We start from the raw sequence: 25,983 nt of genomic DNA on the forward strand, positions 1-25,983 counted from the left end.
TTGGTCGACTGCCACCCGGCTCAGAAGCCGGGAGTTCCGATGGCCTGTGCCAGCTGGGTGAACTGGGCCTGAGTGGTCTCCGCGACCTTGCTCGGACTGGCTTGTCCGGCGAGCATGTTGGCCAGGTTGAGGTACAGGTCCGGGTTGACGACCGCCAAGACCTGCATCGAGCCGACCGAGTTGCCGATCGAGTCCGCGTTGGCGCTCAGGGCGTCGGGAACCGTGGTGGGCGTCTCGACGCCGTCCTGGATCGACACCGTGTTGAGGGACTTGATGAAGCCCGGGTACGCCGACCCCATCCAGTACGTGAGGAACTGACGTGCGGCCGCTTCGCGCTTGGCGTCGCCGGTCTTGAAAGCGACGAGGGCGTTGGACTGGTCGGGGATGACCGTGCCGACATTGCCCTTGGGCGAGATCGGGAAGAAGCCGATCTTCTTGTTGAGCTCCTCGGTGTTCGACTGTGCCTGCATCTGGCTGAAGAACGTGTTGACCTGGATGGCCATGGCTGCGTCGCCGTCCAGCAGCGCCTTGCTCTGGTCGACGAACGTCGCGGACGCGTAGTTCTTGTTGAACAGGCCGTCGTCGACGAGGCTCTTGTACTTCTTGATCGCGTCGAGAATCGTCGGATCGGTGAACTTCTCCTCGTTCTTGTTCACCTTGTCCCACAGGCCGTCCTTGGCCGCGTCGGCGAGCTGCACCTGGACCCACCACTGGGTGGCCCACTTGTCGCCGCCCATCTCGTAGAACGGCACGCCGCCCTTGGCCTTGATCTTCTCGGCGTCGGCGACCATCTCGTCGAAGTTCTTCGGCGTCTCGGTGATGCCGTACTTCGCGAAGACCTCCTTGTTGTACCAAACGCCCTCGACGGCGGGGACGGTCACGAGGGCCGCGTAGCGCGTCTTGTCGAGGATCCCGGTCGAGTCCTTGAGGGCCGGCTTGTACTTGTCGATGAACGGGGCGCCGTCGAGCGACTGCAGGTTGGTCTTGGCGTTGATCGCGGTGAGCTGCGACGCGGTCGGCTGCCAGAACGCCAGGTCCGGCTTGTCACCCGAGGCGACCTTCGTCTGGACGCTCTGCTCGTACGGGTCGGGGACCGTGACGATCTTGACCTTCGCGCCGGTCTTCTCGCCGAAGTCCGCGGCGACCTGCTTGGCTGTGGCGTTGCTGTTCTGGGCCGCCCAGATCGTCAGGTTGACCCCGTCGAGCTTTGCGGTCTCGGCGGGCCACCTGGCGGCCGAGCTCTTGGAGCCGGAGTCGTCGCTGCCACTGCCGGGATCGCTGCAGGCGGTGGTCAGCAGCCCGACCGCCGCGAGGGCGATCAGAGTCTTGTGCAGTCTTTTCATCGGTCTTCCTTGTGTCGTGGTTCGGCTCCGGCGCCGGCGGCGCGAAGGTGCTGCGGTGGAGGTGTCGTCCGAGCAGCGGTACGCCCTTGTGGGGCGGGACCGGTGCTCTCGCGGACGATCAGGGCAGGCGTCGCGAGCGGCACCGTGTCCTGTGTCGAGCCAGACCCGAGTTCAAGCAGCTCGAACGCGCGGCGTCCCAGTGCCGCGAAGTCGAACCTGACGGTGGTCAGGGCGGGGGAGTAGTAGGGCGCGGCGGGCACATCGTCGAAGCCGACCACGCTGACGTCCTCGGGGATGCGCAGCCCGAGGTCGTGGGCTGCGCGGATGACGCCCAGCGCCTGGTCATCGTTGCCGCACAGGACGGCGGTGACGTCGGTGTCCAGCAGGAGATCGCGGGCGGCGTTGTACGCCCCCTCGATCGACCAGCCATGTGGCTGGACGACCTCTGGCACGGGAGCGCCTGCGGCCTCGAGCGCCTGCTTCCAGCCGCGCTCACGATCGCCGACCGGGGAGGACGAGGGGATCGCGACATGGTGGACGGTTCGATGGCCGAGCTCCAGCAGGTGCTCGGTCGCGCTCCTGGCGGCGGCCGTGTCGTCGTACCAGGTCAGCTTGGGGTTGTCCGACTGCGACGACTGCCGGCCGAGCCAGGACTCGGCGGCGCCCGACCAGCTCACCGACGCGGGGAGCGCCTCGAGCGCGGTGGACCCCTCGCGGTCGTACGCCAGCACGATGACGGCGCCGGATCGTGGGTCGCTCACCTGGTCGACGGCGGCGGCGATGTCTTCGGGACTGTCCGAGGGCAGCACGCGGATGGCGACGTGCACGCCCGCGGCTCGAGCCGCCTCCTCGATGCCGCCGAGCGTCTCGGCGTAACCGAAGAGGTTCGTGTTGGAGGTCAGGACCGTCACGGCGCGGTCCATGCCGTTGGCCAGCGCCCGTGCTGCGCGGTTGGGGCGGTAGCCGAGGGCGGTCATCGCCTGGGTGACCTTGTCGCGGGCCTTCTGGCTCACGTTCGGGTGATCGTTGATGACCCGCGAGACGGTCTGGTAGGACACCCCAGCGGCCTTGGCGACGTCGCGGATCGACGCCGCTGAGGTTGCGGGTTGTTCTTCGCCTTCGGCATTGTGACCGGTCACAAACATGGCTAGAGTGTGAGCGATAACACGCTGTCGGCGCAAGGCCTCGAACCAAAAGAACCCGCAGAGGTCCGCAAATCCCCTCGTATTGGAGCAAAAATCTTGTCTGCACAAGAGATTCGATGGTCACCAGGCCCGCACACGGTCGTCCTGTCGTTCGCGGGCGGGCCGCCCAGCCTGCTCCGCGTCGAGATCGACGGTCGCGCGGTGATCTGCCCCTCGTCACCACTGCCGCTCGTCGAGCTGGGAGTGGTCGGCAGCGGTCGCTCCTGGTCGGCTCGTCGCTACATCGACTCGGTGGCCGGACAGCGCCTGAACTACCGCGACCACGCGATCGAGGAGACCCCGACGGGCGAGCGGCTGGTCGTCACGAGTGAGGACGAGAGCACGGGGCTGCGCGTCACCACGACCTTGTCGTCGGTGCGTGGCGCCGGAGTCGTGACGTTCGAGTCGCGCATCGTCAATGACGGCGCGGACGACGTCGACCTCTCGTGGGTCACCTCGGCGACGTGGGGCGGCGCCCTGGCCGGGTCGTCGATCGAGTCGTTGCGCCTGTGGTGGGCCGAGAACGACTGGCTGGCCGAGAATCGCTGGCTCTCGGCCGGCGCGCGCGAGCTGCTGCCGAATCTCACCCGCGCGGTGCACGAGCACGATGCGCGCGGGGAGTTCTCCCGGACCGCGCTCGGCGCCTGGTCGACCGATGGCAGCCTGCCCATGGGCGTGCTCGTCGACGAGGCATCCGGCACCGCGCTCGGCTGGCAGATCGAGCACAACGGTGCGTGGCACTGGCAGATCGGTGAGCGTACGGACGGGATCTACGTCAGCCTGCTCGGGCCGACGGAGGCCCAGCACGACTGGTACGCCCGGCTGGCGCCGGGCCAGGAGTTCACGACGGTCCCGGCCACACTTGCGGTGTCCACGGACGGGTACGAAGGGGTGGTCGCGGAGCTGACCGCCGTACGCCGTTCAGGTCGTCGGCAACACCCGGATCACAGCGCCCTGCCGGTCGTGTTCAACGACTACATGAACACCCTCATGGGCGATCCGACCACGGACAAGCTCCTGCCGCTGATCGACGCGGCCGCGGAGGTCGGTGCGGAGACGTTCTGCATCGATGCCGGCTGGTACGACGACGACTCCGTCGGCTGGTGGGGCAGCGTGGGCGCGTGGGAGCCGGCCACCAACCGGTTCCCCGGCGGGGGTCTGGCCAAGGTGCTCGAGCGCATCCGCGACCGGGGGATGGTCGCCGGTCTGTGGCTCGAGCCCGAGGTCGTCGGAGTGCGGAGCGCCATCGCCGACAGCCTCCCGGACGAGGCGTTCTTCCTGCGCCACGGCCGGCGCGTCGTCGAGCACGAGCGCTATCACCTCGACCTGCGGCACCCGCTGGCCCGAAAACACCTCGACGAGGTCGTCGATCGACTCGTCGACATGGGCGTCGGCTACTTCAAGCTCGACTACAACATCAACATCGGCACGGGCACCGACCACGACGCCTTCAGCGCCGGAGCCGGGCTGCTGGGGCACAACCGTGCCTACCTCGACTGGGTCGACGGCGTGCTCGACCGCCACCCGGACCTGACTCTGGAGAACTGCGCCTCCGGTGGTCTGCGCGTCGACTACGCGATGCTGTCCCGCCTGCAGATGCAGTCGACCAGCGACCAGCAGGATCCGTTCCGCTATCCGCCGATCGCGGCAGCGGCCGCTGCCGCGATCGCACCCGAGCAGGCAGCGAGCTGGTCCTACCCGCAGCCGGACTTCACCGACCACGAGATCGCCTTCACCATGAGCACCGGATTGCTGGGCCGCGTGCACCTGTCGGGACACCTCGACACGATGACCGACGCGCAACGCGACCTCGTCGCCCAGGCCGTCACGGCATACCGCGCCCACCGAACGTTCGTCGGCCGCGCGGTGCCGTTCTGGCCCCTGGGCATGCCTGGCTGGGACGACGAGTGGGTGGCTCACGGTCTACGCGACGACAAGGCAGCGCTCGTCACGATCTGGCGGCGGGGTGGGGAGACCGACACCTGCGCGCTGCGGCTGCCGGGCCGGCTCGCCTCGGCGGCGGTTCGGGTCGTCTATCCGGTCGGGTCGGACGGGCACGCCGAGATCGCGGACGAGGGCGGCACGGTCCTGAACGTCACGCTGCCGCACTCGCGGCAAGCGCTCACGCTGGCGATCGGGGAGCTGAGCTAGGTCTCGTCGGATCCCTTCTGCGCCTGGTCGAACACCCGGAGCAGCTCCATCGGCAACGGGAAGACGATCGTCGAGTTGTGCTCCGACCCGAGCTCCAGCAGCGTGCCCAACGTACGCAGCTGCATCGCGGCCGGGTGGGCCTCCAGCACGACGGCGGCCTCGCCGAGGTTGGCGGCGGCCTCCTTCTCACCGATCGCGTGGATGACCTTGGCTCGTCGATCGCGCTCCGCCTCCGCCTGACGGGCCATGGCTCGGCGCATGCTCTCGGGGAGGATGACGTCCTTGACCTCGACGATCGTCACCTTCACGCCCCACGGGTTCGTGACCTCGTCGATGATCTGCTGCAGGCGTTGGTTGATCTCGTCGCGCTTGGTCAACAGGTCGTCGAGTGGCGTCTGGCCGAGGATGCTGCGCAGGGTCGTCTGCGCGACCTGCTGCGTGCCGAACCTGTGGTCGTCGATCGAGAGCACCGAGCGGATCGCATCGACGACGTTGAAGTAGGCGACGGCGTTGACCCGCACCGTCACGTTGTCCTTGGTGATGACGTCCTGCGGCGGGATGTCGTACGTGTGGGTCCGCAGATTCACCCGGGTCAGCTTGTCGACGATCGGGATGATGAAGATCAGACCGGGTCCCTTGAGCAGCTGGATGCGGCCGAGGCGGAAGATCACCGCCCGCTCGTACTCGGTCATCACGTGGATGGAGGCCGACAGCAGCGCCAGCGCGACGATGATCGCCAGCGCCACTCCGATGAGTATCGCAATGCTCATGATGTGTCCCTTCCCTGTTCGGAGGACGTGTGCTCCGGGGGTTCTGTGGCAGACCTCGGGTCGACGAGCAGGACGAGGTCCTGGACTGCGACGACTCGCGCGGTGTCGCCGGGTCGCAGGGGAGGGCCGACGCTGCGCAGCGACCACCAGGCGCCTTCGGCGTATGTCGATCCGGTGGTGCCGTCGGCCTCGCGGACCGTCACCGACTGTCCCGTGAAGACGTCTGTGCCCGTGCTGACCGATGGCAGCTTCCGGGCCCGCGCGGCAAGCCGGCCGGCGAACACGGCGGCCGCGGCCACGACGAGGGCTGCCGGCAGCACGACGGCCAGGTCGACCGACACGCCCTGGCCCTCGTCGAACAGGAACACGGCCGACAGCACCAGCACCACCGCACCACCGAACGCGAAGCCGGCCACGCCCGGCGCGAGCAGCTCAGCCACGAACAGCACGATGGCAACGGCCAGCAGCGCCAACCCGACGACGCTGACGGGCAGCACCGACAGGCTGAACAGGGCGAGCAGGAGCGCGACGGCGCCCGTGGACCCAGCGACCCCGACGCCCGGCGCCGCGAGCTCCCACAGCAACCCGAGCGTGCCGAGGATCAGGAGGAGAAACGCGATGTTGGGATCGGCGAGCACCTGCAGGATCTTGCGGAACAGCCCGAGGTCATACCGTTCCACGGTTGCTCCCGCGGATCGTACGGTCGCGCGCTCGTCCGGGGTGATGAGCACGCTGCGTCCGTCAGCCGTGGCCAAAGCGTCCTCCAGGGTCGAAGCCTTGGCATCGACCGCGCCGATCCTGACCGCTTCGTCGACTGCGGCCGAACGACCCTCACGCACGGTGTCGCCCGCGAACTCGACGTTCCGGTCCCTGAGCTGTGCCAGGGCCTCGGCCTGCGCGGCTGCGTCGTTGATGATCTTGTGTGAGAGGGAGGAGCCGTCGATTCCCACGGGTGTGGCGGCGCCGATGGCGGTGCCCGGCGCCATCACCGCGACATGCGCGGCGAACGTGATGATCGCGCCGGCCGAACCCGCTCGAGCCCCGGCCGGGGTCACGTAGACGATCACGGGAACAGGGCTGGCCAGGATGTCCTTGACGATGGCGCGCATCGAGGTGATCAAGCCGCCGGGAGTGTCGAGCTCGATCACGTACGCATCGAAGTCGCCCGATCTGGCCTTCCGCAGGCCGGCCGCGACGTGGTCGGCGACGACCGGGGTGATCTCCGTGTCCAGCTTCGTCACGAGGACGCGTGGTGTGTCACTGGTCTGTTCGGCGGGTCCCGCGGCCGCGCCCGCGGCATGCAGCAGGAGGAACACCCCGAGGACGATCGCCAGCCGTCCCGTGATCAACAAGAAGCGGACCATGTGCCTCAGACCCTTCCCCTCAATCGTACGGCGGCGGGTGGATTCAGACCTCCGATTTCAGGCTCGAACGGTATTGACCGGGCGGTCAATCAGGCACACACTCAAAGAAGAGTGATCCGCCTCCAATCGACGGATCTCGAAGTGGAAAGAAGGTGGTTGGAAGTGATGAAGAAATGGGCTCACCCTCTGGACTTTGTTGCCCTGGCTGCTGGTGTGTACGCGGCATGTTCGCCGATCTGGACCGATACGACGGACGACGCCACGGCCACGATGATCGTGCTCGGAGTCGTGACGGCATGCATCGCGCTCTACTCCTTGGCGCGGCCAGGAGAGATCGCAGAAGGCCTGATGGCGTTGATGGGCATCTTGTTCATCGCCTCGCCATGGGTCATGGATTTCGACAAGGTCGATGACATGGCGCTGACAGCGTGGATCGTCGGCGCGATCGCCCTGGTGGTCGGTGTTGCCGACTACGCCATGGCGCACAGGTCGCATCACGGCGGCGGCTTGACCGCCTAGTTCACGGAGGGATCCGACATGGCGCGGACTCGCTCGGATCGACCCGAGCGAGTCTCGCGCGCCGGAAGCGGCAGCGACGGCGGAGCGGACGCCCGCGACCGGATCCTGGATGCGGCGGAGCACCTCATCGCGACCGACGGCTTCGATGCCACGCCCACGGCCCGGATCGCGGACCGTGCCAAGGTCGCCAAAGGCCTGCTCTTCTACTACTTCCCGAGGAAGATCGACCTGCTGCGCTGTCTGCTCACCGAACGCCTGCCGGCGCCTCCGAAGCGGCTGTCCAGCGGCATCGCGAAGCGCGGCGACCTGCACGGCTCGCTGGTCCGGCTGGCCCAGAGCTTCAGCCGCACGCAGTCCCAGTCACCTGAGGTGACGACGATCGTCTTCCGCGAGGCGGGCACCCACCCCGAAGTCGGTCAGCACCTCGAGGCCCTGCGCGACGGGCTCGTCGATCTGACCGAGCGCGTGCTCGACGCCGCCAGTCCGAAGACCTTGGATCGGCAACGTCGACACGGGGCTGCCGACACGTACGTCGCCGTGTTGCTCCATGACGCGAACGCGCGCCGGTTCAACGGCCCGATCCCGGACCTCGACGCAGCCGCGCGCATTGTCGCCGCCGGCCTGACGTCGCCCTAGGACCGGTGCGCTGACCTACGGCTTTGAGCCGATGCCGGTCTTGAACTCCTTGATTCGGAGTGGTCCGCTCGACTTCGGGTCCAGAGGCGGCATCGTGGTGCCGTCGCCGTGACGGACTCCTTCGAGGAACGCCTCCAACGCGTCTCGTCCCGAATGCTGTGGCTGCCAGTCGAGCTCGGCCCTGGCGCGCGCCGCAGACATCACCGGGAGCCGCATCAACGCGTCGAACAGGTTGCCCGGAGCCGGCACCAGGTGGAGCCGCCACGCAGCGCCGAATGCGTGACGTGCGATCCCGGGCGGGATGTCGAGTCCCTTCGCGGAGAACACGGCGGCGAGGGCGTCGCGATCGAGGATGTCGTCGGTCGCCAGGTTGAACGCACCGCTGACGGGCCGCTCGACCGCGGTGGCGAGTGCTCGGGCCACGTCGCCGGCGTGCACGGTTTGCATCCGGAGCCCGCGTGGCACGGGCAGGATCGGGATGAATCGCGGATCGAGCAGCTTTCCAGGCAGGAGCGGACCCGCGAAGAGGCGCCGCTGACTCGTCGCGGCCGACCGCTGGAACACGAACGCCGGCCGGAACCGGACAACGCGGACATCTGAGTGCTCGAGCTCGAAGATGTCCAAAAGTCGCTCGACGTAGACCTTCTCCCGCGCGTACGACGCGCTCGAGGGGCCGTCGGTGGGCCAGCTCTCATCGACGGGTGGTCCGTCACTGGGGGAGTATGCCGCGATCGAGGAGTTGACGATGACGGCAGACACGCCCTGTCGTGCCGTAGCGTCGAGCAACCGCCGCGTGCCGACGGCGTTTGTCTGCCAGGTCAGGTCGGGGTCGTGGCTCGGCTGGAACAGCCAGGCCAGGTGCACCACGACATCGGCACCCTCAACCATCGGGTCGAGGTCCGTGGTTGCGATGTCAGCCGATTCCCACCGGACGGACGCGAGCTCCTGGGCGCTCATCGTGACCTCGGGGATACGGCGTGCGATCCCGACGATGGTGTGCGGCGTGTGGTCGGTGCTGGCGAGCTCTCGGATGAGCGCGCTGCCGATGTTGCCTGATGCCCCGAAGATGACGATCTTCATCCGTGTTCCTTTTGGCGAGGTAGTGGGCAGGACGAATCTGCCCGTGCCGTACCCGCTCGGGCCCAGGGCGAACCGTCAATGTCTCAGGGTCGCCATCGGCGGTTTCGTTGCCAGATGCCGCCGGGTTGTTTGATCTCGATGTGGCCGTCGGGTGCTTGGCGGAATTGCCAGTTTTGGTCGTGGGCTTGGTGGTGGTGCAAGGAGCAGAGGAGTGCGCCGTCGTTGATGTTGGTGGTGGCGCCGTGGGCCCAGTCGTCGCGCCAGTGGTGGCCTTCACACCACCCTGGGGGTGCTTCGCATCCGGGGGTGACGCAGCCGAGGTCGCGGTTGGCGATCGCGATGCGTTGGGCGGGGGTGAACAGGCGCTTGGAGCGCCCCATGTCGAGGGGGAGGGAGGCGCCGTTGAAGACCATGGGCAGGATGCCTTGGGTGCAGGCGATGCGGCGCAGCTCGCCGGAGCTGATCCGGGTGCCGGTGGTCAGCGTGGCGGCGCCTACTTGGTTCTTGAGGTCGTCGAGGTCGATGTTGACGGTGATCACGGCGGGGGTGCCGCCGGTGGTGGGCAGTTGGTCGGTGGGCAGCCGTTCGATGAGGTGGGCGAATGCTCGGCCCATGCGTTGGGGGTAGGTCAGCTCGTCCTGGTCGCGTTCCTGCTCGGGGGTGAGGTGGCGGCGCCGTGGTGCGGCGATCGCGTCGAGGGCTGACTTGAGCATCTCCATGTGAAGGGCGGTCAGTCTGCCGCCGAATCGCCAGGTGCCGTCGTGGTCGTCGGCGGTCCACATCTCGGTGCGCGCCCAGGCCCGGCGTTCGCGCTGTCGCAGCGCTTCGTCCTCGTCGGCTGCGGCTTCGGCGGGCGGTTTGAACACATCGGAGATCCGCAGCGCTCTTTGGCGCAGGTCCTTGATCGGGTACCGCTTCGCATCGGCGATCAGCGTGGTCTCGCACGCGTCGCGCTGGTCGGCGGTCACGCTGTCGGGCAGGTCGGCCATCGCGCCGGCGATGACCGCGGCCTGGGTCTCGGCCAGCTCCCCGGACGCCAGCGCGTCCTCGGTCTTGGGGGCGGCCGCCATCGTCTTGGCGACCCGCACGGTGCGGTCGGCTTCGTACTTGTCCCTCCCGAACCCGCGCGCGAGCATCTCCCCGGTGCGGGCCTTGTCACCCAGCCCGGCATCCAGTGCACGGACGGCGGCCAGCTCCTGCCCAGCAACCCGAGCCTTCAACCGCCGCAACCGCTCGACCGCGTGCCGTTGAAGAGCCGGATCCAGCTCGGCATACGCCTCCGTCGGCATCGAGTCCAACACGGCATCGAGCGCGTCCAGGCACCCCACCAACGGTGGTGGCGATTGGACGAGCTCGGCGACCATGACCCCCCGATCACTAGAACATATGTTCGACTGATCCCAATCTAGACCACCCCTCTGACACTGTCCATCAACCCGGATCCAGGTGTGGACAACAGCGTTCAGCGGTTCGTGACCCCGTCGATCGCCTCGCGCAGCAGGTCGGCGTGACCGTTGTGCCGGGCGTACTCCTGGATCATGTGGATGTAGAGCATGCGCAGCGACATGTCCTCGCCGTGGCTGTCGAACGCCACGTCGAAGTCGAGGGCCTTGGCCACGAGGTCGGCCTCTCGCTGCTCCGTCAGCAGTTCGGTCGCTGCACGCTCAGCGTCCGCGGGGTCGATGACGTTGAAGTCGGTGTCGTCCCGCGCCTCGAAGTTGTGCAGGTGCTCGATGTCCTGCTGGGCGAGCCGCTTGCGAAACCAGATGCGCTCGACCTTGGCCAGGTGCCGCACCAGGCCGAGCAGGGTCAGGTTGGTCGAGGGGATCGGCCGCGACGCGAGCTGTTCGGGAGTGAGGCCGGCGCAGATGTTGAGGAAGGTCGCGCGGTGATGCGCCAGCATCTCCTCGAGCAGCGGACGGTCCGGGCCGGTCATCGGGCCCTCGGGTGCAGGGGTCGGGGTGGGGAAGGTCCAGGTCATACGCCCGATCGTGTCACGCGGCGGCGTCGGCGAGTCCGGCGAGGATCAGCTCGAGCCCGAAGTCGAACTCCTCGCCGAAGTCGTACCCGGGCTTCATGACGTGCTCGGACGCGAACTCGACGAGGTGCGGGTAGTCGATCGGCGACATGCGCTCCAGCATCGGTCCGGCGATCTCTGCGACATCGTCCGGCCCGGACATCGGCAGGGTCGCCTCCTGCAGCGAGAACCCGTAGACGAACGCATCGATCAGCGCGAACGCGTGGGCCGTCATGGCGATCGAGAACCCGGCACTGCGGAGGGCGCCGATGACGGCGTCATGATGGTGCAGCGTCGCCGGGCCGGGGCTGGTGCGGGTCTCCATCAGCGCGATCGCCCAGGTGTGCCGGCCCATGACCGTACGAGCCGACTGAGCCCTGCGGCGCATCCCGGTCCGCCAGTCGTCGTCGGGCTCGGGGAGCTCGATCTCGCTGAACACGATGTCGACGATGCCGTCGAGGATCTCCTCCTTGTTGGCGACGTGGTGATAGATCGCCATGGGCTTGACCTCCAGCTCGCTCGCCAGGGCCCGGATCGTCAGGGCGGCCAGGCCGTCGGCGTCGGCGATCGCCACGGCTTGCTGGAGCACGCGGTCACGGGTGAGCCGCATGCGCTTGGACTTCACCTGTTCGGTCACGGGCTCCCCTTTTGCGCGGTTGTGTGGTTCACTGTAACCCATACCGTACTTAGTACGGTTTGCGACTCGCCGCTTGAGCGAGACCGACAGGAGCAGACATGAGCACGTCAGACCACGCAGTGCAGCAGGACACGATGCGGGCGGTCGTCCAGGATGCGTACGGCTCGACCGAGGTGCTGCGTGTGTCGCGTGCCGACGTGCCGGTGATCGGCGACGACGAGGTGCTGATCCGCGTGCACGCTGCCGGCGTCGACCGCGGCACGTGGCACCTCATGACCGGGCGGCCCTACCTGATGCGCATCATCGGCTTCGGGTTCCGCCGGCCCAAGAACCGCGTGCCCGGCCTCGACGTCGCCGGCACGGTCGAGTCGATCGGTGCGAAGGTCACCCGCTTCGCGGTCGGCGACGAGGTCTTCGGCATCAGTCGTGGCGCTTTCGCAGAGCTAGCCGCCGCCAAGGAGAGCAAGCTCGCGATCAAGCCGGCCGGTCTGTCGTACGAGCGGGCCGCCGCGGTGCCGGTCTCGAGCAGCACGGCGCACCAGGCGCTGCACCTTGCCGGTCGCCTCCAGCCCGGCCAGAAGCTGCTGGTCAACGGCGCCTCGGGCGGCGTCGGCTCGTACGCCGTGCAGCTCGGCAAGGCACACGGCGCGGAGGTCACAGGCGTCGCCAGCACCGCGAAGCTCGACCTTCTGCGCTCGCTCGGTGCCGACCACGTCGTCGACTACACCCAGCCGGGAGACCTCCCGGATCGCTATGACCTGATCCTCGACATCGGCGGCAACACGCCCCTGCGTCGCCTGCGCCGAGCCCTCACGCCGACCGGCACGATCGTGTTCGTCGGCGGAGAGAGCGGCGGCAACGTCACCGGTGGCATCGGCCGGGGGATGCGGGCCGCGCTGCGCTCACCGTTCGTACGCCAGCGGTTCGTCATGCTGGCGTCGAAGGAGCGCTTCGACGAGTTCGAGCAGGTCGCTGACCTGATCGTCGCCGGATCCGTCACGCCGGCTGTGGAGCGTACGTATGCGCTCGACGGCGTCGTCGAGGCGCTCAAGCACCTCGAGGACGGCAACGTCCGCGGCAAGCTCGTCATCAGGGTGCTGCCCGCGTCATAGCTCGACGACTCGCCCGCGGGAGACGACTGTCCGTACGTCGTGCAACGCGGCGATGTCGTCGAGTGGGTCGCCGTCGACCACGAGCAGGTCGGCGTCGAGCCCTGGGCGCAGACTTCCGGTGCGTTCGCCGAGGCCGATCGCCTCGGCGGCAGCCGTCGTCGCGCTCGTGAGTGCTGCGGCAGGGGAGAGGTCGCACTTCACCAGGTCGCCGATCGAGATCGGCAGGAGGGCGTGGTGCTTGGCCGGGTTGATGCCCGAGTCGCCGCCGCTGATGAGCCTGACGCCGCCCGCCACCAGCTCGGACACCTGCGCCAGACGCATCTCGACCGTGATGCCCGCGCGCTCCATCAACGCGACGACCTGTGGTGGCAGGACTCCGCCGGTGGCACGGAGGTCGGAGCCGAGTGTTGGGCACACCACGATGTCGTTGGCGACGAGCGCCTCGACGACGGCGGGCGGCGTGTGCACCCCGTTGGGCACCAGACACGAGCAGTGCTCGATGCCGTCGACACCGGCGGCGATCGACTGGCGTACGGACGGCACACCGTGTGCGTGGGCGGTCACTGCGAGGCTCATCGCGTGCGCCTCGTCGACCACGGCGCGGAGCTCTTCGTCCGTGAACTGGCAGGTCATCACATCGGTGCCGGGGGTCATGACGCCGCCGCTCGTCATGATCTTGACGAGGTCGGCGCCGCGCTCCGCCCTCTCGCGCACGGCCGCGCGGAGCTCGTCAACGCCGCTCGCCTCACCACCCATCGACGCACAATGTCCGCCGACGCTCGTGATCGGCGGTCCGGCGGCCACGACGGTCGGACCCTCGGCTCGGTTCCGGTACTTGTCGACGACCGCCCAGTGGTGGTCACCGAGGTCCCGCACCGCGGTCACGCCGGTGCGCAGGTGGACCCGCAGCGACTCCTCGATGACGGCGTCGAGCTCGTCCGGGCTGAACCCCGGTATGCGGTCCAGCGCGTTCGGACCACCATCGGCGCACAGGTGCACGTGCGCGTCGATCAGTCCGGGCAGCAGCGTCGTGCCCCGCTCGTACGTCACCTCGCAGCCGTCGGGCACCGGCGCATCCGCCGGCTCGACTCCGATGATGCGCCCGTCCTCGACCAGCACGAGCGCGCCGCCCGGCAGCTCCTTCTCGCCGTCGAACGCCCGGTCGGCGCGGTAGCCGTGCATGTGGTCAGTGAATCGGATCGGTACGGATCTGGGTAGGCCTGCACATCATCGGGCGTCCACCGGCTCCAGCACCGCCACGGGGATCGTGCGTCCGGCCTTGCGGGCGTACCGCTCGACTCCCGGCGCCTGGGCCAGCACCACGTCGCGCCACACAGCGTCGCGCTCGGCACCGACGAGCTCGCGGGGACGTGCCTTCAGGTGGTCCGCCATGATCTGCACGTCCGCGACCTCCACCTTGCGGAGGTTGCGGAACCAGTCAGGATCGGTCTTCGAGCCCGACCCCGTGCCCCACACCACGTAACCCTCAGGCTGCTCGAGGTAGCGGACGCACGTGGAGCGCGGCACGCCGGTGCGTCGTCCCGGTGTCGTGATCATGAGGACGTGGACGTTCTTGCTGCCGCTCGAGAGCCGGCCGTCCAGCCGCTTGTACATCCACACGCCGATCTGGCCGCCGGTGTGCTTCATCCAGTGCCTCAACCTGCTCACGCGAGACCTCCGTGCCGAGCCCACCTCGAGGTTCCCGCCGGTGCGTGGTCGCGTCAAGCGATTTTCTCCACAGCGAGCAGCGACAGGCTCTTCCCAAACGTCGCTCCATTCGGCACTATCTCTTGCCAAGTCACTTCTTCGGGGGAAGAGGTATCGGGAGTGGAATCGTCGACGTCGGCCCTGTCCGACCGCGTGCGCGACCTCGTACGCCAGCGCCGCATCGACCCACGCACCGACGCGACATCCGTACGCCAGGTGGCGCTCGACGTCATCGCCGAGCACGAGTCCCGCAGCCTGACCGGCGCCGTACGCTCGCTCGACGAGCCGGAGCTCGTGATCGGCCAGATCGTCGCCGATGTGTCGGGCTTCGGGCCGTTGCAGCAGTTCCTCGACGACGACTCGGTCGAGGAGATCTGGATCAACGATCCGTCCCGGGTATTCATCGCTCGCGGCGGCCGGCACGAGCTGACATCGTCGATCCTCACGACCGAACAGGTGCGTGAGCTCGTCGAGCGGATGCTCAGCTCGTCGGGCCGTCGGCTCGACATCAGCCAGCCATTCGTCGATGCGATGCTGCCCGGTGGGCACCGCCTGCACGTCGTGCTCGACGGCATCTCGCGCGGGTTCGCCGCGGTCAACATCCGCAAGTTCGTCGCGCGGGCGCACTCGTTGAGCGACCTGGTCACGCTGGGCACGCTCAACGAGCAGAGCGCGGCATTCCTCGACGCGAGCGTCGCCGCCGGGCTCAACATCGTGGTGTCGGGCGGCACCCAAGCCGGCAAGACCACGCTGCTCAATTGCCTCGCCGCCTCGATCCCCGGCTCGCAGCGTCTCGTCTCGGTCGAGGAGGTCTTCGAGCTGCAGTGTGGCCATCCTGACTGGGTCGCGATGCAGACCCGGCAGGCAGGGCTGGAAGGCACGGGTGAGATCTCGTTGCGGGTGCTCGTCAAAGAAGCGCTGCGCATGCGACCCTCGCGCATCATCGTGGGTGAGGTGCGGGCAGCGGAGTGCCTCGACCTGTTGCTGGCGCTGAACGCCGGGCTGCCCGGGATGGCGAGCATCCACGCCAACTCGGCACGTCAGGCCCTCGTCAAGATGTGCACGCTGCCGTTGCTGGCCGGCGACAACATCGGCTCACGGTTCGTGGTGCCGACAGTCGCCGCATCGGTCGACCTCGTGGTCCACACAGGGATCGATCCCGACGGCTCGCGCGCCGTACGTGAGATCGTCGCGGTCACCGGGCGGGTCGAGAACGACCTGATCGAGTCCGAACCGGTCTTCGTACGACGTGCCGGCCGTCTCGAGCGGGGTCATGGGGTGCCGTTGCGGCGGGACGCGTACGACCAGGTCGGCATCGACCTCGACGACGTACTGGGGGTCGGCCGATGGGTGCCCTGATCGGGCTGATGGCGGGCCTGGGCCTGCTGTTGATCGGCTGGGCGGTCGCCGAGCCGGGCTGGCGACCGGCTCCCCGCACCGTCAGGCGGACTGGACGGATTGCCGACTTGCTGGCGCGGGCGGGCGTCGAGGGTGTGTCTCCGACCCAGGTAGTCGTGATGTGCGCTGTCGCGTTCGTGTTGGCCGCCGTCGGGTTGACCGGCGCCTCCGGTGTGCCGGCGATCGGGGTGATCTTTGGGCTGATGGCTGCTGCGCTCCCCATCTCGGTGCTGCGCGGACGCGCCTCGCGCCGGGTTCGCGAACATGCCGCGCTGTGGCCGGATGCCGTCGACAACCTCTCGTCTGCCGTGCGCGCCGGTCTCTCGTTGCCCGAAGCGCTGATGCAGCTGGGCGACCGGGGACCCGACGGACTTCGGGCGCCGTTCCGTCAGTTCGGCCGCGACTACCAGGCGACGGGACGCTTCCACGACTCCCTTGACCTGCTCAAGGCGCGGCTCGCCGATCCGGTCGGCGACCGGGTCATCGAGGCGCTGCGCATCGCGCGGGAGGTCGGCGGCGGCGACCTGGGCCGCATGCTGCGCTCACTGTCTGGCTTCCTGCGCGACGACCTCCGTACGCGCGGCGAGCTCGAGTCGCGTCAGTCATGGACCGTCAACGGCGCCAGACTCGCGGTCGCCGCGCCCTGGGCCGTCCTGCTGTTCATGTGCCTGCAGCAGGACGTCGTCCAACGCTTCGCCACGACGACAGGACTCGTCGTGCTCGCCAGCGGTGCGGTGCTGTGCGTCGTCGCCTACCGGCTCATGCTCTGGATCGGCCGCTTGCCCACCGAGAAGCGGATCCTGGCGTGACCGGCGCGATGATCGGGCTGCTGCTCTCGAGCGGGCTGTTGCTTGTCGCGTCTGGCTGGGCGCGCACGAGAAGGCCGTCGCTCGACCAGCGACTGGCTCCCTACGTGCGTGACGTTCATCCCTACGCCGTCGTGCCCGGCCGCGCCGGTGGCGTGGTCGAGGCGGTGTTCGGTCCCTCGATCCGCCGCACCGGCCAGCTCGTGGGCGACCTCATCGGTGGCTCCGCCAGCGTGTCGCGACGGCTCGTACGACTGGGGTCGACCATGACGCTCGAGGACTTCCGCATCCGACAGGCACTCTGGGGTGTCACGGGGCTCGCTGCGGCGATAGGCGTGTCCGCGCTCCTGTGGTCCGAGCGCGGAGCCGGCGTGCCGATCCTGCTGGTCATCTGCGTCATCGGCTTCGTGGGCGGCGTCCTGCTGTGCGACACCAACCTGTCGAGCCGGGTCACTGCACACGAGCAGGAGCTGCAGGCCGAGTTCCCCGTCGTGGCCGACCTGTTGGCGCTTGCGGTCGCCGCCGGCGAGAGTCCGGTCGCGGGGCTCGAGCGCATCATGAAGGTCTGCCACGGTGCCCTCTCGGACGAGCTCGCGCGGGTTGTTGCCGACATCCGCACCGGAACTCCGATGGCACAAGCATTCGACGGGCTCGCCGCTCGCACTGGTGTCACGAGCGTCGCGCGGTTCGCCGAGGGACTCGCGATCGCGGTCGAGCGCGGCACGCCGCTGGTCGACGTCCTGCATGCGCAAGCTGCCGACGTACGCGAGGCAGGGCGCCGCGAGCTCATGGAGGCAGGTGGGCGCAAGGAGGTCGCGATGATGGTTCCGGTCGTGTTCCTGATCCTTCCGGTCACCATCGTCTTTGCGTTCTTCCCCGGCTACATCGGCCTCCATCTGACCTCAGGAATGTAGGAAGGAAACTCACATGCGGCTATTTCGACCACCTCGCCATGACGAGCGGGGCGACGTGCCCGGCTGGGTCATGATCACCGTGATGAGCGCAGGGATCGTGGCGGTGCTCTCGGCGGTCGCCGGTCCGCAGCTGCGCCAGATGCTGACGCAGGCGCTCTCGGCGGTCGGCGGCTGAGCCATGCGTCAACCCGGTCGCGCCAGAGATGAGCGGGGCGCAGCCGTCGTCGACTTCGTGCTGATCATGGTGCTGCTCGTCCCACTGGTGCTCGGCGTCGCCCAGGTCGCGCTCGTTCTGCACGTACGCAACACGGCTGCGGCCGCCGCGTCCGAGGGTGCTCGAGCGTCGGCGCCGCTGGGTGCGACTCCTGCCGATGGCGCGGCGCGCACCCGCAGCATGATCCGCGACGCACTGGCCGACCACTATGCCGACGACGTGACCGCGACCCGCACGACGATCGGCGGCGTTCCGGGCACCGAGGTCGTCGTACGTGCCCGTGTCCCGGCGCTGGGACTGTTCGGACCGTCCGTGCCCGTCACCGTGCGCGGCCACGCCGTCAGCGACATCGAGCCGTGAACCGCGACGACGGCACTGCCACGATCGAGTTCGTGTGGCTCTCGGTCCTCCTGCTCGTGCCCTTCGTCTACATCCTCGTCGCGGTCTTCGACGCCCAGCGAGCTTCCTACGGCGTCTCGACGGCGAGCCGGTCGGCAGCACGAGCATTCCTCCAGGCGCCAGACGTCGCGTCGGGTGAGCAGCGGGCGAGAGTGGCGGCGCGCGTCGCCCTCGACGATCAGGGCCTCCCAGCGGCCAGCGTGCACATCACCTGCCTGCCCTCGCCTGCTGACTGCCTTCAACCCGGATCCTCGGTCCGCGTCGTCGTCCGTACGACTCAGGCGTTGCCGCTGACCCCCAGCGCGCTCGGCTCCCAGCTGGGGGGCATCACGGTCGACAGCACCCATACCCAGCCCTACGGAACGTTCCGGAGGGAGCGATGAGGCGCGACGATGGGCAGATCACCGTCATGACGATCGGGTTCTTCGTATTCCTCGGCCTGCTGGCGGTCGTCGTGGTCAACTCGTCGGCAGCGTTCCTGCAACGACAACAGCTCGACAACGTGGCCGATGGCGCTGCTCTAGCGGCCGCGGACGGTTTGAGCCGCGCTGCCTTCTATCGTCGCGGCGAGGTCAGGCTCGACGACGCCGAGGCCAGGCGCCTGATCGGTGAGTACGTCACCGGCGACGGCATCCGGGTCGTCGCGGTCAGGACCGACGGCGACCAGGTGCACGTACGCCTCGAGCGCAGCGTGAGCATGGCGATCAGGCCACCGGGCTGGACGTCGCGCACGACGATCGTGTCCGAGGCGACGTCGGAGCTGCGGCTCGGCGACTGAGCCGCCGAGCCGAAGCAATCAGCAATCAGCGATCAGCCCATGGCCGACTGACGCCGCGCGGGCCCTGCGTCTGTCGCGGTGAAGCTCAGCACGACGATGATCGCGCCGAGCACGACGCCGACGATGCCGCCTTCGGTGTCGGTCGCCATCGCGATCACACCGCCGACGACGTTGAGCGCGCCGGCGGCGATCGCTGCGGCGCGACCCCACGGCTCGCGGCGGGCCAGGCCGTACACGGCGGCGAGGCCGAACAGGCCGAGCGCAACAGCGCCGATCGTGGCCAGGACGGGCAAGGACTCATCGCCGCCGAGGATGATGCCGACGTTCATCAGCGACATCAGGGCAAGGACGACGACGGCTGCCCAGCGTAGGAACTTCATGGTGCCTCCAAGGGTGGGACGCCGGGCGGTCTGCCTGGCGTGACTGGATGCCCTCATGGTTGGCCGCGCCGCGTTCCCTCAACCAGAGCACATTCTCTCGACGACCTCCCGGATCCCGGGAGGATCTCCCGCTCCTGCGGGAACCGAATCCGTTGCGAACGCTGCCGCGGCGGGTGCATGGTGGCGGCATCACTGACATCGCCCTCACCCCAGAGCATGCATGGTCGCCACGACGCCATGCATCGGCTTGGGCTGTCGCCACGCTGCTCGTGACGGCTGTTGGGGCGACCGTCGACATCCTCGTCCTCGGGCAGTCGGACCAGGCTGATCCCGAGGCAACCCATTCGCTGGTCGAGTCGCTCTGCTATCTCCTCTCGTACGGTGTCGTCGGCGCGTTCCTCGTCAGCAGGCGTCCCGACCTGCCGTTCGGCTGGCTGCTGGCGGGCACCGCTGCGGCGTTGACCCTTTCCGCGATCACCGTGGGTCCCGCGTATGTCGCGGTGAACAACGGCGAGACCGGCACGCTGGTGCGGTGGGGGCTTTCCGGTTCGGGGCTCGTGTTCACGCAGATCGCGGTCCAGGGCTTCATCAACGTCCGGTTCCCGAGTGGACGGATCACGTCGCGGTGGGGCCGCGTGCTGGACCGCTTGATGATCCTCGGACTGGCGCTCGTCATGTGCGGCGGCCTGTTCGGCTCGACCAACGTGCGCACGGTCCTGCCAGGCGCTTCGCCCCAGGTGCTCGACAACCCACTCGTCGGCGGTACGCCGCTGGCCGACGTGGCGGAGGTGATGCAGGTCGGTGCCCCGCTCGTCGTGCTCCTGGGGATCATCGCCGGCCTGCACGTCGTCGTCCGGGCTGCACGCGCGGAGGGAATCGAGCGCGAGCAGCTTCGCTGGCGCGCCGGAGGGGTGCTGCTGTCCTTGCTGCTGTTCCCGTTCGCCGTGGCAGAGGTCTTGCCGAGCGTCATCGGCATCGTCGACGGACTGCTGTTCGTCACGACGCTCGTGATTCCGGTGATGTTCTACCACCTGTGGGACATCGACGCGATCATCCGGCGATCGGCTGTGTACGCCTTGGTCAGCGTCGTCCTGGTCAGCGTGTACGTCGCCATCGCGGCGGTCGGCGCGACCCTCGCCTCCGACCAGGCCGGAGTCCTGATTGCTGCGCTGGTCACCGCGGTGGCGGTGGGACCGGCCCGCAACCGGAGTCAGCGGCTCGTCGACCACTTCTTCTACGGCGAGCGCGACGATCCCTATCGAGCGCTCAGCGACGTGAGTCGCCGGCTCGAGGCGGTTGCCGGCGCGGGCACCGTGCTGCCGGCGGTCGTGGACGCCGTGGCCGGGTCGCTGCGGCTGCCGTACGTCGCGATCGAGCGTCCTGGCGACAACCAGCTGCTGGCGGCACACGGTGATCCGGGCGAGGCCCCGGTCGAGCGGTGGGCGCTGACCTACCAGGGCCGGACCGTGGGACACCTGGTCGCCTCACCCCGGCGCGGCGAGGCTGAGTTCGGCTCGCGGGACCGTCTGGTCCTTGCCGACCTGGCGCGTCAGTCGGGCGCGGCGGTGCACGCCGAAGCGCTGACCGCTGACCTCCTCGACTCGCGGCAGCGCCTCGTGAACGCCCGTGAGGAGGAGCGGCGCCGGTTGCGGCGGGATCTCCACGACGGGCTGGGGCCGGTCCTGACGGGACTCGGGCTCAACATCGACGCAGCACGTACACGGCTGGAACAGGCAGAGCCTGACGTGCCAGACGCCGATGCATTCCTGTCGCACGCCAAGCAGGCGTCGTCGCAGGCCATCGCCGACCTGCGGAACATCGTCTACGGACTCCGACCGCCCGCGCTCGACGACCTGGGTCTTGTCGGCGCAGTACGCGTCCACGTCGACCGGCTGGCCGAGGGGAGCGCCGTGCGGATCGCGGTCAACGGCGCAGGACTTCCCGAGCTGCCCGCTGCCGTGGAGGTCGCGGCCTTCCGCACGGCCGTCGAGGCCGTCAACAACGTCGTACGGCATGCCGATGCGCATCGATGCACCGTTGAACTTGGCGTCGAGGACGGGTGCCTCGTGCTCGAGATCTCCGACGACGGCGAGTCACGTACGGACTGGACCGCAGGTGTGGGTGTGCTCGCGATGCGGGAGCGCGCCTCAGAGCTCGGCGGGACGCTGTCGGCGGGGGCGACAGCGCAAGGCGGCAGGGTGCGAGCGACGTTCCCCTTGAGCCCGCCATTGATGACAGGCTCGGCACCATGACCGCGGAGGCAACCACCGTGTTGGTCGTCGACGACCACCCGCTCGTACGTCAGGGACTGCTGGCAGTCCTCGGCTCGGCGGAGGGAATCGTGGTGCTGGGCGAGGCCAGCGACGGCGACGAGGCGATCCACCTGGTGACGCAGCTGGAGCCCGACGTCGTGCTCATGGACCTGCAGATGCCCGGCATGCATGGCATCGATGCAACCCGCGCGATCGTCGCCGCGCGCCCCACGACGGCGGTCCTCGTCCTGACGATGTTCGAGGACGACGACATGGTGTTCTCCGCGGTCTCGGCCGGCGCGATGGGCTACCTGCTGAAAGGCGCCGACGGCTCTGACATCATCGCGGCTGTACGCTCCGCGGGCGCCGGTCAGGCGGTCTTCGGTGCCGCGTTGGCGGGCCGCCTGCGATCGTGGTTCGCCTCACCTCCGCGGGTCGCAGCTGACGCGTTCCCGCAGCTCACCGATCGCGAACGCTCGATCCTCGACGGGGTCGCCGCCGGCCTCACCAACGCCCAGATCGGCGAGCGGGAGTTCCTGTCCTCCAAGACTGTGGCCAACAACGTGTCGAACATCCTGGCCAAGCTGCAGCTGGCCGAGCGCGGCCAAGCCATCATCGCCGCGCGTGAGGCCGGCCTCGGACGTACGGAACGCGACGACTGACCGTCAACGGGAGGCAGCGGCGCCCATGATCCGGCTGACGTTGTCCGGGGCGAAGAACACCGCAGGGGAGAGGGTCGCGGCGTTGACGCTCACGAAGTCGTCCATCGCCTCCTGGTTGCCGTGGACGGAGCCGAGCAGCTGCTGGGTCTGCGGCGGCGGTGGCTCGAGTCGGGCGAGGTCGGTCGTGAACTCGTACACCGGCATCGCCTGCATGTCACGCTTGCGCTGGTAGTCGCCCATCGCGTCCTCGTACGACCGGGCCCCGGTGAGGGTCTCGTCCAGCGCGGTGACGCACAGCTCGACCTCCCGGAACGCGTCGGTGATGCCCATCGCCGTGATGGGGTCCTTGTTGTAGCCGGCATCGCCGACGAGCGCCCAGCCGGGCCCGTACGGCTTGCGGAAGAAGTTGGGCACGGCGCCGCCGTTGAACGGCTCGACCCGTTTGGCAGCCCTGACCCGCTCGGCGAACTCCGGCGCGAGCTTGAACGTCTTGAGGAAGTTGGCCTCGACGTCAGCCTTGTACGTGCCCGACTCGGCGTACGGCCAGCCGCAGACCACCATCGTCAGGCCGTCGTTGGTCTGGACGGCGGCCCAGCCCCGGCCCGGGCGGATGTGGACCTCGAAGCCGTCAACCGGAAGCCCGCTGAAGTACGTGTAGTAGCTCCACAGCAGGCGAGGCTTCTCGTGGTAGTCCTCGGTGTCGAGCGCCTTGGCGACGTGCGAGTTGCGGCCGTCCGCCCCGACGACGACGCGGGCGGTCTCGCTGACCTGCACACCGTCCTGACCGTGACCGCGTATGCCGACGACGACCCCGTCCTCGACGATGAGCTCGTCGACGTTGAAGTGCTCGCGCACGACGACGCCGGCCTGCCGGGCGCCGTCGACGAGGATCTTGTCGAGGACCGTGCGCCGGGGTGCATAGCCCGCGGCGTGGCCTTCGTACGGCCGCGGTGTGCCGGCGATCGTGAACGGCCCGAAGTCGAACGAGTAGCTCTCGATCGGCGGGCAGCCGGTCGCCGCCACCCTGGCGAGCAGGCCCCAGCGATGCAGGGCCGCGACGCCGGGAGGGTGGATCATGTGGGTCGAGAGCGTGTCGCTGGGAAACCTCGCCCGGTCGACCAGGAGGACCCGGTGACCCTTGCGGGCCAGCAGCATTGCAGTCGGCGATCCCGCGCAGCGAGCGCCGACGATGATCGCGTCATAGTCAGGTGCCATCGTCTTGCCTCTCGTCGGCCCCCGATCTTTCGAGGGTGAACCCGTTGAGAGGTTTCGACAACCCGAACCGGCAAGTCAGCCTTCGAGCGCGGCACGCAGCTTTGCGGCGTACTCCTCGGCCTCGCCCTCGGCGTACTTCGTGCGGGGCCAGAAGAAGCCACGGAGTCCGTCGCCCTTGGTTCGCGGCACGACGTGCATGTGCAGGTGGGCGACGCTCTGCGAGACGACGTTGTTCATCGCGACGAACGTGCCCTGAGCACCGAGTCCGGAGGTGATCGCGTCGGCGACCCGCTGGGCGGTGCCGAGCAGCGGCACCATGAGGGACTCGGGCAGGTCCGAGAGCGTCACGAGATGTTCTCGCGGCACGAGCAGCGTGTGCCCCTTGAACACCGGGCGTACGTCGAGGAAGCCGACGACATCGTCGGTCTCCAGGACGATCGTGGCTGGGGTCGTGCCCGCGACGATCCCGCAGAACAGGCAGCCTTCGGTCATGGTTCGATCTCACCACAGATGGGCATAGGGTGACCGTATGGCTGAATCAGAAGGCACCGACAGCAAGTCCGACATGAAAGCCAAGTTCCGCGAGGCGCTGGAGAAGAAGAAGGGCAAGCACCACGCGACCGCCGAGGGCGCCGAGCACGACGGCAGCGAGAAGTCGCACGGCGCCAACGGCCCGACGCAGTCGCCCGAGTTCCGGCGCAAGAGCATCTGACGTCTCCCTGTAACCTCGTCGAGTGGCGACACCCGATTTTGCAGAGCAGACCAAGGCCCTCGACGCGACCCTGACGTCGATCGAGAAGGTGCTCGACCTCGACGCCATCCGCGCGGAGATCGAGACACTCCAGGAAGAGGTCGGCGACCCCGGGCTGTGGGACGACCAGGCCAACGCGCAGCGCGTCACGAGCCGGCTCTCCGCGCTGCAGGCCGAGGTCGAGCGCGTCACCGGACTGCGTGAGCGCCTCGACGACCTGGAGATCATGCACGAGATGGCCCTCGAGGAAGCGGATGCTTCCGCTTCGGCTGAAGTCGCCTCCGAATTGGTTCGCATTCAAAAAGCCATAGATTCACTCGAGATCCGCACGCTGCTGTCCGGTGAGTACGACGAGCGCGACGCGCTGGTCTCGATCCGCTCGGGCGCGGGCGGTGTCGATGCGGCGGACTTCGCGCTGATGCTGCAGCGCATGTACATCCGCTGGGCCGAGCGCCACGGCTACAGCGTCGAGGTCTACGACACGTCGTACGCCGAGGAGGCCGGCATCAAGTCGACGACCTTCGCGGTCAAAGCGCCCTACGCGTACGGGACGCTCTCGGTCGAGGCCGGCACGCACCGCCTCGTCCGCATCTCGCCGTTCGACAACCAGGGCCGCCGCCAGACCTCGTTCGCCGCGGTCGAGGTCGTGCCGGTGCTCGAGGAGACCGACGAGATCGACATCCCCGAAGAGGACATCCGCGTCGACGTGTTCCGCTCGTCGGGTCCCGGCGGCCAGAGCGTCAACACGACCGACTCGGCCGTACGCCTGACGCACATCCCGACCGGCACGGTCGTCAGCTGCCAGAACGAGAAGAGCCAGCTGCAGAACAAGGCCAGCGCGATGGTGATCCTCAAGGCCAAGCTGCTCGCCCTCAAGAAGGCCGAGGAGCGGGCCCAGCTCGACGAGCTGCGCGGCGACGTGCAGGCGTCGTGGGGCGACCAGATGCGCAACTACGTCCTCAACCCGTACCAGATGGTCAAGGACCTGCGGACCGAGTTCGAGACCGGCAACACGCAGGCCGTGCTCGACGGCGAGATCGACGACTTCATCGAGGCGGGCATCCGCTGGCGGAGGGGCCAGGCCGCTTAGTCGGGCTCTCGCGGGTCTTCCTGCTTCTGTTCCTCGACCCGCCGCTTGACCCGGCCCATGCCGGGCAGCTTGCCCAGCATCTGGTTGAGCTCGCGGGTGATGTCGAGCAGGTCGTGCACGTCGGGCCCGACGGTGCGCAGGGTCACCAGCATCGGCAGGATGTCGGACTCGACCCGTTCGACCAGGTCAGGCAGCTGATCGATGAGCTTGACCATCGCGTCGACCTCGTCCGGGTGCGTGGTCTCGGCGAGGCGCTCGAGCGTCGGCTGCAGGTGCTCCAGCGCCGGCGCGAAGGAGTCGAGCAAGGCCTGCAGGCGCGCGATCGTCGGCTCGACGCTGCCGACGGTTCCCGCCGTACGGACGATCAGCGCGTCCGCCTCGCTCCGGGTGTTGTCGATGCGGTCGACCAGCTCATCGGCGCGCGCCAGCAGCGCCTCGGCGGATCCGAGCAGCGCGACTGTACGGGGGAGCAGCGCGAACGCCTGCTCGAAGAGTGCCGGTCCGCGACCGATCAGAGCCAGTGCGTCACGCGGATCGCCGAGCGGAAGCCTCATGCCTCGACGCTAACCAACACCGCGACGTACCGCCCGCTGGAGCGGTGACT

Annotated in this window: 29 protein-coding genes; 15 read left to right on the top strand and 14 right to left on the bottom strand. The window is 68.5% G+C overall.

The genetic code is table 11. The features are described from left to right. Nucleotides 1-20 precede the first annotated feature (20 nt). Nucleotides 21-1,343, bottom strand: coding sequence for an ABC transporter substrate-binding protein (locus tag AC1DVU_RS08095; protein WP_476921927.1), 1,323 nt, complete (start codon nucleotides 1,341-1,343; stop codon nucleotides 21-23). Then, entirely contained in the window at nucleotides 1,340-2,488 is a 1,149-nt protein-coding gene (locus AC1DVU_RS08100; protein ID WP_476921928.1) for a LacI family DNA-binding transcriptional regulator, read from the bottom strand. Before AC1DVU_RS08100 ends, AC1DVU_RS08095 begins: the two co-directional genes overlap by 4 nt. A gap of 96 nt (nucleotides 2,489-2,584) precedes the next feature. Here AC1DVU_RS08100 and AC1DVU_RS08105 point away from each other — a divergent pair, with 96 nt between their 5' ends. Next, nucleotides 2,585-4,678: a glycoside hydrolase family 36 protein gene (locus tag AC1DVU_RS08105; RefSeq protein ID WP_476921929.1), complete on the top strand. Its 2,094-nt coding sequence runs from the start codon at nucleotides 2,585-2,587 to the stop codon at nucleotides 4,676-4,678. Here the strand turns inward: AC1DVU_RS08105 and AC1DVU_RS08110 are convergent. Both AC1DVU_RS08110 and AC1DVU_RS08115 read right to left on the bottom strand, forming a co-directional pair. Continuing rightward, complete coding sequence (locus AC1DVU_RS08110) at nucleotides 4,675-5,448, bottom strand: slipin family protein (RefSeq protein WP_476921930.1); 774 nt, start codon at nucleotides 5,446-5,448, stop codon at nucleotides 4,675-4,677. The two genes, AC1DVU_RS08105 and AC1DVU_RS08110, sit on opposite strands and share 4 nt — an antisense overlap. After that, entirely contained in the window at nucleotides 5,445-6,812 is a 1,368-nt protein-coding gene (locus AC1DVU_RS08115; RefSeq protein ID WP_476921931.1) for an NfeD family protein, read from the bottom strand. The genes AC1DVU_RS08110 and AC1DVU_RS08115 overlap by 4 nt, the downstream gene beginning before the upstream one ends. Nucleotides 6,813-6,923: 111 nt before the next feature. On the opposite strand from AC1DVU_RS08115, the gene AC1DVU_RS08120 reads away from it, so the two are divergent. Both AC1DVU_RS08120 and AC1DVU_RS08125 read left to right on the top strand, forming a co-directional pair. Beyond that, the gene (locus AC1DVU_RS08120; protein WP_476921932.1) at nucleotides 6,924-7,331 is read left to right on the top strand and encodes an SPW repeat protein; all 408 of its coding nucleotides are present in this window, start codon (nucleotides 6,924-6,926) and stop codon (nucleotides 7,329-7,331) included. Between the two features lie 18 nt (nucleotides 7,332-7,349). Then, nucleotides 7,350-7,967: a TetR/AcrR family transcriptional regulator gene (locus AC1DVU_RS08125; protein ID WP_476921933.1), complete on the top strand. Its 618-nt coding sequence runs from the start codon at nucleotides 7,350-7,352 to the stop codon at nucleotides 7,965-7,967. Nucleotides 7,968-7,982: 15 nt separating this feature from the next. Here AC1DVU_RS08125 and AC1DVU_RS08130 read toward each other — a convergent pair whose 3' ends face one another. From AC1DVU_RS08130 to AC1DVU_RS08145, 4 genes are all read right to left on the bottom strand, one after another. Next, the gene (locus AC1DVU_RS08130) at nucleotides 7,983-9,047 is read right to left on the bottom strand and encodes an NAD-dependent epimerase/dehydratase family protein (protein ID WP_476921934.1); all 1,065 of its coding nucleotides are present in this window, start codon (nucleotides 9,045-9,047) and stop codon (nucleotides 7,983-7,985) included. Between the two features lie 83 nt (nucleotides 9,048-9,130). Further along, nucleotides 9,131-10,411, bottom strand: a complete 1,281-nt coding sequence (locus tag AC1DVU_RS08135) for an HNH endonuclease signature motif containing protein (RefSeq protein WP_476921935.1) — start codon at nucleotides 10,409-10,411, stop codon at nucleotides 9,131-9,133. A 98-nt stretch (nucleotides 10,412-10,509) separates the two neighbouring features. Beyond that, nucleotides 10,510-11,028 carry a DinB family protein gene (locus AC1DVU_RS08140; RefSeq protein ID WP_476921936.1) on the bottom strand — a complete coding sequence of 173 codons (519 nt, stop codon included), beginning with the start codon at nucleotides 11,026-11,028 and terminating at the stop codon, nucleotides 10,510-10,512. 13 nt (nucleotides 11,029-11,041) lie between these two features. After that, on the bottom strand, nucleotides 11,042-11,701 hold the full coding sequence (locus tag AC1DVU_RS08145) for a TetR/AcrR family transcriptional regulator C-terminal domain-containing protein (protein WP_476921937.1): 660 nt from the start codon (nucleotides 11,699-11,701) through the stop codon (nucleotides 11,042-11,044). 98 nt (nucleotides 11,702-11,799) lie between these two features. Here AC1DVU_RS08145 and AC1DVU_RS08150 point away from each other — a divergent pair, with 98 nt between their 5' ends. Further along, complete coding sequence (locus tag AC1DVU_RS08150; protein ID WP_476921938.1) at nucleotides 11,800-12,813, top strand: NAD(P)-dependent alcohol dehydrogenase; 1,014 nt, start codon at nucleotides 11,800-11,802, stop codon at nucleotides 12,811-12,813. On the opposite strand, the gene AC1DVU_RS08155 is transcribed toward AC1DVU_RS08150, so the two are convergent. Both AC1DVU_RS08155 and AC1DVU_RS08160 read right to left on the bottom strand, forming a co-directional pair. Then, on the bottom strand, nucleotides 12,808-13,995 hold the full coding sequence (locus AC1DVU_RS08155) for a metal-dependent hydrolase family protein (RefSeq protein WP_476921939.1): 1,188 nt from the start codon (nucleotides 13,993-13,995) through the stop codon (nucleotides 12,808-12,810). The genes AC1DVU_RS08150 and AC1DVU_RS08155 overlap by 6 nt on opposite strands. Nucleotides 13,996-14,040: 45 nt before the next feature. Next, complete coding sequence (locus tag AC1DVU_RS08160) at nucleotides 14,041-14,481, bottom strand: nitroreductase/quinone reductase family protein (RefSeq protein WP_476921940.1); 441 nt, start codon at nucleotides 14,479-14,481, stop codon at nucleotides 14,041-14,043. Between the two features lie 159 nt (nucleotides 14,482-14,640). On the opposite strand from AC1DVU_RS08160, the gene AC1DVU_RS08165 reads away from it, so the two are divergent. From AC1DVU_RS08165 to AC1DVU_RS08195, 7 genes are read left to right on the top strand one after another with little or no spacing between them, the layout of a single operon-like run. After that, entirely contained in the window at nucleotides 14,641-15,879 is a 1,239-nt protein-coding gene (locus AC1DVU_RS08165) for a CpaF family protein (protein WP_476921941.1), read from the top strand. After that, nucleotides 15,867-16,727: a type II secretion system F family protein gene (locus AC1DVU_RS08170; RefSeq protein ID WP_476921942.1), complete on the top strand. Its 861-nt coding sequence runs from the start codon at nucleotides 15,867-15,869 to the stop codon at nucleotides 16,725-16,727. Before AC1DVU_RS08165 ends, AC1DVU_RS08170 begins: the two co-directional genes overlap by 13 nt. Next, nucleotides 16,724-17,638, top strand: coding sequence for a type II secretion system F family protein (locus tag AC1DVU_RS08175; protein WP_476921943.1), 915 nt, complete (start codon nucleotides 16,724-16,726; stop codon nucleotides 17,636-17,638). The genes AC1DVU_RS08170 and AC1DVU_RS08175 overlap by 4 nt, the downstream gene beginning before the upstream one ends. 13 nt (nucleotides 17,639-17,651) lie before the next feature. Continuing rightward, nucleotides 17,652-17,813 (top strand): hypothetical protein, encoded by a 162-nt coding sequence (locus AC1DVU_RS08180; protein ID WP_476921944.1) that lies wholly within the window; start codon nucleotides 17,652-17,654, stop codon nucleotides 17,811-17,813. A gap of 3 nt (nucleotides 17,814-17,816) precedes the next feature. Beyond that, nucleotides 17,817-18,212 (top strand): TadE/TadG family type IV pilus assembly protein, encoded by a 396-nt coding sequence (locus AC1DVU_RS08185; RefSeq protein ID WP_476921945.1) that lies wholly within the window; start codon nucleotides 17,817-17,819, stop codon nucleotides 18,210-18,212. After that, complete coding sequence (locus AC1DVU_RS08190) at nucleotides 18,209-18,634, top strand: hypothetical protein (RefSeq protein ID WP_476921946.1); 426 nt, start codon at nucleotides 18,209-18,211, stop codon at nucleotides 18,632-18,634. The genes AC1DVU_RS08185 and AC1DVU_RS08190 overlap by 4 nt, the downstream gene beginning before the upstream one ends. Then, the gene (locus AC1DVU_RS08195; protein ID WP_476921947.1) at nucleotides 18,631-19,029 is read left to right on the top strand and encodes a pilus assembly protein TadG-related protein; all 399 of its coding nucleotides are present in this window, start codon (nucleotides 18,631-18,633) and stop codon (nucleotides 19,027-19,029) included. The genes AC1DVU_RS08190 and AC1DVU_RS08195 overlap by 4 nt, the downstream gene beginning before the upstream one ends. Before the next feature lie 32 nt (nucleotides 19,030-19,061). Here the strand turns inward: AC1DVU_RS08195 and AC1DVU_RS08200 are convergent, their stop codons facing one another. Continuing rightward, nucleotides 19,062-19,409: a hypothetical protein gene (locus AC1DVU_RS08200; protein WP_476921948.1), complete on the bottom strand. Its 348-nt coding sequence runs from the start codon at nucleotides 19,407-19,409 to the stop codon at nucleotides 19,062-19,064. A gap of 269 nt (nucleotides 19,410-19,678) precedes the next feature. On the opposite strand from AC1DVU_RS08200, the gene AC1DVU_RS08205 reads away from it, so the two are divergent. Then, nucleotides 19,679-21,661 carry a sensor histidine kinase gene (locus AC1DVU_RS08205; protein WP_476921949.1) on the top strand — a complete coding sequence of 661 codons (1,983 nt, stop codon included), beginning with the start codon at nucleotides 19,679-19,681 and terminating at the stop codon, nucleotides 21,659-21,661. Beyond that, nucleotides 21,658-22,323: a response regulator gene (locus AC1DVU_RS08210; RefSeq protein WP_476921950.1), complete on the top strand. Its 666-nt coding sequence runs from the start codon at nucleotides 21,658-21,660 to the stop codon at nucleotides 22,321-22,323. The genes AC1DVU_RS08205 and AC1DVU_RS08210 overlap by 4 nt, the downstream gene beginning before the upstream one ends. A gap of 3 nt (nucleotides 22,324-22,326) precedes the next feature. Here the strand turns inward: AC1DVU_RS08210 and AC1DVU_RS08215 are convergent, their stop codons facing one another. Together AC1DVU_RS08215 and AC1DVU_RS08220 are read right to left on the bottom strand one after the other, a co-directional pair. After that, the gene (locus tag AC1DVU_RS08215) at nucleotides 22,327-23,538 is read right to left on the bottom strand and encodes an NAD(P)/FAD-dependent oxidoreductase (protein ID WP_476921951.1); all 1,212 of its coding nucleotides are present in this window, start codon (nucleotides 23,536-23,538) and stop codon (nucleotides 22,327-22,329) included. Between the two features lie 75 nt (nucleotides 23,539-23,613). Further along, nucleotides 23,614-24,030 (bottom strand): HIT family protein, encoded by a 417-nt coding sequence (locus AC1DVU_RS08220; RefSeq protein ID WP_476921952.1) that lies wholly within the window; start codon nucleotides 24,028-24,030, stop codon nucleotides 23,614-23,616. 37 nt (nucleotides 24,031-24,067) lie between these two features. Here AC1DVU_RS08220 and AC1DVU_RS08225 point away from each other — a divergent pair, with 37 nt between their 5' ends. Both AC1DVU_RS08225 and prfB read left to right on the top strand, forming a co-directional pair. Further along, nucleotides 24,068-24,250: a DUF5302 domain-containing protein gene (locus tag AC1DVU_RS08225; RefSeq protein ID WP_476921953.1), complete on the top strand. Its 183-nt coding sequence runs from the start codon at nucleotides 24,068-24,070 to the stop codon at nucleotides 24,248-24,250. Nucleotides 24,251-24,272: 22 nt separating this feature from the next. Then, complete coding sequence (prfB, locus tag AC1DVU_RS08230) at nucleotides 24,273-25,379, top strand: peptide chain release factor 2 (RefSeq protein ID WP_476921954.1); 1,107 nt, start codon at nucleotides 24,273-24,275, stop codon at nucleotides 25,377-25,379. On the opposite strand, the gene AC1DVU_RS08235 is transcribed toward prfB, so the two are convergent. Then, nucleotides 25,376-25,933, bottom strand: coding sequence for a hypothetical protein (locus AC1DVU_RS08235; protein ID WP_476921955.1), 558 nt, complete (start codon nucleotides 25,931-25,933; stop codon nucleotides 25,376-25,378). The genes prfB and AC1DVU_RS08235 overlap by 4 nt on opposite strands. Nucleotides 25,934-25,983 lie beyond the last annotated feature (50 nt).

The sequence above is a fragment of the Aeromicrobium sp. P2_G6 genome (assembly GCF_056403535.1).

What these genes read in the sequence shown, in the direction of transcription:
- AC1DVU_RS08215 (WP_476921951.1), bottom strand. Translation starts at nt 23,538, where the DNA reads ATGGCACCTGACTATGACGCGATCATCGTCGGCGCTCGCTGCGCGGGA.
- AC1DVU_RS08115 (WP_476921931.1), bottom strand. Translation starts at nt 6,812, where the DNA reads ATGGTCCGCTTCTTGTTGATCACGGGACGGCTGGCGATCGTCCTCGGG.
- AC1DVU_RS08135 (WP_476921935.1), bottom strand. Translation starts at nt 10,411, where the DNA reads ATGGTCGCCGAGCTCGTCCAATCGCCACCACCGTTGGTGGGGTGCCTG.
- AC1DVU_RS08180 (WP_476921944.1), top strand. Translation starts at nt 17,652, where the DNA reads ATGCGGCTATTTCGACCACCTCGCCATGACGAGCGGGGCGACGTGCCC.
- AC1DVU_RS08125 (WP_476921933.1), top strand. Translation starts at nt 7,350, where the DNA reads ATGGCGCGGACTCGCTCGGATCGACCCGAGCGAGTCTCGCGCGCCGGA.
- AC1DVU_RS08110 (WP_476921930.1), bottom strand. Translation starts at nt 5,448, where the DNA reads ATGAGCATTGCGATACTCATCGGAGTGGCGCTGGCGATCATCGTCGCG.
- AC1DVU_RS08150 (WP_476921938.1), top strand. Translation starts at nt 11,800, where the DNA reads ATGAGCACGTCAGACCACGCAGTGCAGCAGGACACGATGCGGGCGGTC.
- AC1DVU_RS08155 (WP_476921939.1), bottom strand. Translation starts at nt 13,995, where the DNA reads ATGCACGGCTACCGCGCCGACCGGGCGTTCGACGGCGAGAAGGAGCTG.
- AC1DVU_RS08130 (WP_476921934.1), bottom strand. Translation starts at nt 9,047, where the DNA reads ATGAAGATCGTCATCTTCGGGGCATCAGGCAACATCGGCAGCGCGCTC.
- AC1DVU_RS08185 (WP_476921945.1), top strand. Translation starts at nt 17,817, where the DNA reads ATGCGTCAACCCGGTCGCGCCAGAGATGAGCGGGGCGCAGCCGTCGTC.
- AC1DVU_RS08095 (WP_476921927.1), bottom strand. Translation starts at nt 1,343, where the DNA reads ATGAAAAGACTGCACAAGACTCTGATCGCCCTCGCGGCGGTCGGGCTG.
- AC1DVU_RS08220 (WP_476921952.1), bottom strand. Translation starts at nt 24,030, where the DNA reads ATGACCGAAGGCTGCCTGTTCTGCGGGATCGTCGCGGGCACGACCCCA.
- AC1DVU_RS08100 (WP_476921928.1), bottom strand. Translation starts at nt 2,488, where the DNA reads ATGTTTGTGACCGGTCACAATGCCGAAGGCGAAGAACAACCCGCAACC.
- AC1DVU_RS08140 (WP_476921936.1), bottom strand. Translation starts at nt 11,028, where the DNA reads ATGACCTGGACCTTCCCCACCCCGACCCCTGCACCCGAGGGCCCGATG.
- AC1DVU_RS08170 (WP_476921942.1), top strand. Translation starts at nt 15,867, where the DNA reads ATGGGTGCCCTGATCGGGCTGATGGCGGGCCTGGGCCTGCTGTTGATC.
- AC1DVU_RS08195 (WP_476921947.1), top strand. Translation starts at nt 18,631, where the DNA reads ATGAGGCGCGACGATGGGCAGATCACCGTCATGACGATCGGGTTCTTC.
- AC1DVU_RS08225 (WP_476921953.1), top strand. Translation starts at nt 24,068, where the DNA reads ATGGCTGAATCAGAAGGCACCGACAGCAAGTCCGACATGAAAGCCAAG.
- AC1DVU_RS08210 (WP_476921950.1), top strand. Translation starts at nt 21,658, where the DNA reads ATGACCGCGGAGGCAACCACCGTGTTGGTCGTCGACGACCACCCGCTC.
- AC1DVU_RS08235 (WP_476921955.1), bottom strand. Translation starts at nt 25,933, where the DNA reads ATGAGGCTTCCGCTCGGCGATCCGCGTGACGCACTGGCTCTGATCGGT.
- AC1DVU_RS08200 (WP_476921948.1), bottom strand. Translation starts at nt 19,409, where the DNA reads ATGAAGTTCCTACGCTGGGCAGCCGTCGTCGTCCTTGCCCTGATGTCG.